Source organism: Candidatus Phycosocius spiralis, assembly GCF_030158815.1.
In the GTDB taxonomy this organism is placed as follows: domain Bacteria; phylum Pseudomonadota; class Alphaproteobacteria; order Caulobacterales; family Aquidulcibacteraceae; genus Aquidulcibacter; species Aquidulcibacter spiralis.
Map to the genome: position 1 here is coordinate 1 of NZ_BPFZ01000046.1, position 253 is coordinate 253.

Annotated in this window: 1 protein-coding gene; it reads left to right on the forward strand. The window is 54.9% G+C overall.

Going from position 1 to position 253, the window contains the following annotated elements:
* Positions 1 to 253 (forward strand): hypothetical protein (locus PsB1_RS11815; protein ID WP_284361856.1); only part of this gene is annotated, 253 nt, incomplete at both ends.

Consider the following 253-nt stretch of genomic DNA (forward strand, 5'->3'; position numbering starts at 1 on the left):
GGTGGCGCATTGGCGGGTGGCGCATTGGCTGCGGCTGCACCCGTCTGTGCTGGAAGTGTTTTAGCCGCAGGCAGTTGTGCAGGGGCATTATTGGCAGTCAGAGGTAAGACTGGGGGATTTAACTCTGTGCTCTGCCACCTGAGACTTGGACCATTTGGAATTAGAGTTTTGTGCCGTAATTTTCCTTGGCTGGACGAGGAGGTTTGGCATGAAAGCATCGAAGTTCACGGACGCCCAGAAAGCGTTCGTCGTG